This is a genomic window from Rhodococcus mengyinensis (assembly GCF_048381435.1).
In the GTDB taxonomy this organism is placed as follows: Bacteria; Actinomycetota; Actinomycetes; order Mycobacteriales; family Mycobacteriaceae; genus Rhodococcus_F; species Rhodococcus_F opacus_D.
The window spans coordinates 16,733-21,528 of sequence record NZ_JBLWIT010000075.1; the positions used below are offsets into that span (position 1 = coordinate 16,733).

Below are 4,796 nucleotides of genomic sequence, written 5' to 3' on the forward strand. Positions count from 1 at the left end.
CTGCCATTCGGCTTCCCCCGATCCACACAAGACACCGGTCGGTGTGCGCCCGACGGAGAATCGGGGGCCGTGGAAGCTGGGGGTCGGGCTTTCGGTGCGTTCGGGGATCAGTGGACATCGGGGGCCTCGGTCTCGAGCCGGATTGGGGGACGCGTACGAGCATCCCGTCCGCGGCGGCGAAGTACAGCGGCTGAACGACCCGGGGACATACCTATTTCGTCCCGTGCGGGTGCCCGGTCAGGGGTGCGGGTCCTGTGCGTGTTCGACGATCCACGCCGCGATCTGGGTGCGCGAATTGAAACCCAGTTTCGCGAGAATGTGCTCGACATGCCCCTGCGCCGTGCGCTGGGAGATCACCAACCGGGCGGCGATCGCCTTGTTGGTGAGCCCGTCGGCGACCAGTTCCGCGACCTGCCATTCTCGTCGGGTCAGGTGCGTCGCCCCGTTCGACGCCGACACCGCCTCCGGTCGCTGCTCGTCGAGCGCATAGGCGACCGCATCGTCGAACGACGTGTGCATGCCGTGGTCGAAGGCGGCGTCGAATGCGCGGTCCCCGATCACGGCGCGTGCCTGCTGCTCGCATTCGGCGTGGTGGACGAGCAGGTTCGGGTAGACGGTGCTCGGGTTGCCCACGGTCTGCGCGACGGCCTCCGCGGCGCCCATCAGTTCGGCGGCCTGCTGGGCCCGGCCGGAGCCGACGGCGACCCAGGCGAGCACCTCGAGTGCCCCGCACGCGCTGATCCGGTCGTCGACCAGGTGGGACAGCCGCAGCCCCTGCTTCACGTAGTCGTCGGCGAGGGCGAGGTGTCCGCGCTGCCACGCCGCCATTCCCGCCGCCCACAGCGACCAGCCCCGGTACACGGACTCGCCGTGCGCCTCGGTGAGCGCGAAGATCTCGGATCCGCACATCTTCGCCACCGCCCCGTCACCCTGCATGCCGCTGACCAGTGCCACCCCGAGCAGTCCCCACGTCAGTTGGAGCAGGTTGCCCTTGTCGCGGAACTCGGCGAGTGCCTCCTCGAAGCAGGCCCGTGCGCGGGGGAGGTCCCCGGCGAACATGGCGCAGCACCCGGCGGCGTGGACCACCAGGGCACGCATCAGCATGTCACCGTTCCGCTCGGCGAGGACGACCCCCTCGTCGACCAGCGCTTTCGCGGCCTCGCGGTCGCCGTGCATGCCCGCGAGCACACTGTCGACGTACAGCGCCTCGATCCGTTCCCGGCTCGCGCCACCCGGGTGCCGTCCCAGCAGCTGTCCGAGCCAGCGGCGACCCTCACGGAGCAGTCCGCGGGCGCGCCAGTACGGGTACAGTGCGGCGGCGATCCGCAGCCCCGTCTCGGCCTCCCCCGGCTCGGTCAGGCAGAAATGGAGAGCCGCCCGCACGTTCAGCGTCTCCGCGTCGAGCCGGCCGATCCACATCGCCTGCCGGGGACCGATCCACTCGGCCTCGCACTGCACCACCAACTGCTCGTACCAGTCGCGGTGCCGCCGCCGCAGCGACACGTACTCCCCGGTCTCCTGCAATTTCTCGCGGCCGTAGTCGCGCACCGTCTCGAGCAGGTGGTATCGCACCGCCGGCCCCGACTCCTCGCGGATCAGGATCGACTTGTCTATCAACGACGCCACCACGTCGAGGACGTTCTCCACCGGCAGGTCCCCGGCGCAGATTCCCTCCACGGCGTCCAGTTCGAAGCCGCCGGCGAACACCGACAGTCTCGCCCACAGCTCGCGTTCCTCCTCGGTGCACAGCTCGTGGCTCCAGTCGACGCACAGCCGCAGGGTCTGCTGCCGGCTCGGCGCGCCCCGCGATCCGACCGTCAGCAACCGGTAGCGGTCGGTCAGTCGCTGCAGGATCTGTTCCGCCGACATCACCCGCAGCCGCACCGCCGCCAGCTCGATCGCCAACGGCAACCCGTCCAGCTGGCGGCAGATCCGGGCCACCGCCACATGGTTGTCCTCGGTGAGTTCGAACTCCGGCACCGCCGTGGCCGCCCGCTCGACGAACAACGTCACCGCCTCGTACTGCGGCAGGCCCTGCAGTGACGAGCGTTCGGGTTCGGGCACCGTCAACGGCGGCACCCGCAGTACCGCCTCGCCGCCGATGGCCAGCGGTTCGCGGCTCGTCGCGAGGATCCGCAACTCCGGGCAGCTCCGCAACAACGTCTCCGACAACGCGGCGGCCGCGGCGACCACGTGCTCGCAGTTGTCGAGCACCAGCAGCAGTTGCCGGGTGGCGAGGTACTCGGTCAGCAGCACCTCCGGGTTCCCGGAGCGCTGCTCGCGCAGTCGCAGTGCCGCCGACACGGCGTCGACGAGTGTCGTGTCGTCGTCCAGCTCTCCCAGTTCGACCAGCCACACGCCGTCCTCGAATGCGCGACTCGCATCGGCAGCCACCCGCAACGCCAGCCGGGTTTTCCCGACCCCACCGATCCCGGCGAGCGTCACCAGTCGTGACACGGACAGCAGACGTCGCGCCTCGGTCACCTCACGGCGACGGCCGACGAAACTCGTCAGTTCGTGGGGCAGATTTCCCACTGTGCCCTTCACTGCCGCCGGCATCACACCGTCACTCTCGACTCGCAGCCCCCTGCGCACACGGTACTCCCGGTGCGCGGCGGCAACGACGCTTTCGGCTGCGGGTCCGCGAGTTTCGGGTCACCGCGTCCAGCGGGTGGGCGCCCAGCGGCCGGTGTAGGACCGGATGCGGTTGGCGCGGCGGGCAGGCCGCCGCGTGCCGGCCTCGGTCAGGCTGTGCGGGATCATGGCGATCCGGGTGCCGTCGACCACGTAGGCGGCCCCGGTGACGAACATTGCGCCCGGCGCGGTCAGGTACGACGCGACGGCGGCGACTTCCCGGTCGTCGGGGCCGGGCGACGCGAAGTCCGGTTCGACCGCGGGCACCACGACCGAATTGACCGTGATCGAGTATCGCGCCAATTCGGCGGCAAGCAGACCGGTGAGTCCGCCGAGACCGGACGACGACGGGACGATGTTGACGATCCGGCCGCCCCCGCCACTTGCAATCATGTAACGGACGGCGCGCTGCATGCACTCGACGGCCGTACTGCCGGGGCAGCTGACGAGAACGCCGATTCCGCCCAGCTCACGGGCGAACTCGTCGACGGCGGCCGCGGAGTCGGGCAGGTCCGCCAGGTCCATGCGCTGCACGGCCGCATTCACCGATCTGGACCGGACGTCGGCGGCGGTGGCTTCGGCGCTGTCCCGGTCCGCGGCGTAGGCGAGGCCGATGTGGAACCCGTGGTCCGCGAGCGCCAGTGCGACCGCTCGGCCCATCGGCGAGTCCGATCCCGTCACGACTGCGGTGCGTGTGCTGGGGTGCATGGATTCGGAATACCCCCTGGCAGATCTGCTCAAACGCTCAACTTTCGGACTGCGTACGGGCAGAACATAATCCGACGACGAGCCGCACACGCGACCCGTCGCGGATCGACGCCCACCGTCAGCAGTTGGACGGCGCCGGATCGCCGCGGAACCGGGCATCGAGGTAGTCCAGGGCGGTCGGAAGGCCCAGCACGGCGGTGGTCAGGTGGTCGGGACTCGGGAACAGATCGGACTGCACCGTGACGCCGGCGGCGCAGTAGCGCGCGACGGTCGCCTCGATCGAATCGACCGGAATGAGTACGTCTGTCGGGCTGTGCCATTCGAAGATCGGCGCGGTCGGAACCCCCGGATACAGCTCGACACTGTTCTCGTTCAGCACCTCCCAGGCCTGCGGGCTGCTCATGAGGTCGGTGGTCCTGGCGACCTCCGTCGCGCTGCGCCCTGCGCCTGCCGCGAGGATGCCGTTGGTGCACGCGTTGACCATCTCGTCGCGCATCGCCAGGCCGCGATCGTTGAGTTGCTCGCTGATCGGAAGGCGGTCCGGGTACTCACGCTCGAGTCCGAGTGCCGCCGCCATCGCGAGGCCGAACGCCGGGTGCGGTTGCATGCCGAGGCCGTTGGCCATCTTGCCGATGTTCATGGGCACACCGCCCTCGGCGACACCGACGATGTTCAGTTCCGGCGCGTACGTGGGGGCGAGCGCCGCAGCCCACGCCGACGCCATGCCGCCACCGGAGTACCCGGCCAGCGCGACCGGGCTCTCCGCCACGGCGAGTTCGGGCACCCGCTGAACCGCGCGGATGCCGTCCAGGGTAATGGTTCCGCCGAGTCGTGCGGCACCGTACGCACTGTTCGGGCCGAGGTGGTCGGGAAGCGCGACCGTCCAGCCGCGTTGCAGTGCGAGGTTCAGTGCCGGCGCCTCCTTGATCTGGAGGTCGGGATCGTTCGAGTACAGGGTCCGCGACGGCGCGCACCGCGGTCCGAGCGCGTTGATGATGTGCTGATACGACAGCAGCGGCCCGTTCACCGCCCGGGTGCGGGGAACCAGCACGGTGGTGACCGACGAGATCGGGTGGTCCTCCGAGTTGGTGGTGCGGTACTTCACCTGCCAGACGTCGGTGTCGGGGAAGGCGAGCAACGGCGGCATCGGCCGGACCACGAGCGGCTCGCCGACCGCCGTATCCGCCAGACCCTGCGGCTGCAGGTAGAAGGGATCGGGGTCGGATGCGGGATAGATCGGCACAGCAGCCGCGACTCCGACGTTCGCGACGGTGGCGCAGGCGACGAATGCGGCACACAGTGCACCCGCGGTGAGGCTCGAGATACGTGAGCGCTTCATGCCGCCTCCTAGTTTGCGTAGATCGATTGTTACCGAGTTCGCAGGAGATATCGGTATTCGGGCCCGCCCGTTACGCCACTGCAATGGAGGGCGGGCCCGACGCAACGAAAACGGG

3 protein-coding genes are annotated in these 4,796 nt (G+C 69.6%); all 3 read right to left on the bottom strand.

Annotation, left to right across the window (positions count from 1 at the left end):
* Positions 1–237: 237 nt before the first annotated feature.
* A complete protein-coding gene (locus tag ACNJ7E_RS14745) occupies positions 238–2,595 on the bottom strand; it encodes an ATP-binding protein (protein ID WP_280783143.1) in 2,358 nt (785 codons plus the stop codon).
* A 60-nt stretch (positions 2,596–2,655) separates the two neighbouring features.
* A complete protein-coding gene (locus tag ACNJ7E_RS14750; RefSeq protein ID WP_280783142.1) occupies positions 2,656–3,342 on the bottom strand; it encodes an SDR family NAD(P)-dependent oxidoreductase in 687 nt (228 codons plus the stop codon).
* Positions 3,343–3,460: 118 nt separating this feature from the next.
* Positions 3,461–4,681: a lipase family protein gene (locus tag ACNJ7E_RS14755; RefSeq protein ID WP_280783141.1), complete on the bottom strand. Its 1,221-nt coding sequence runs from the start codon at positions 4,679–4,681 to the stop codon at positions 3,461–3,463.
* Positions 4,682–4,796: the final 115 nt, after the last annotated feature.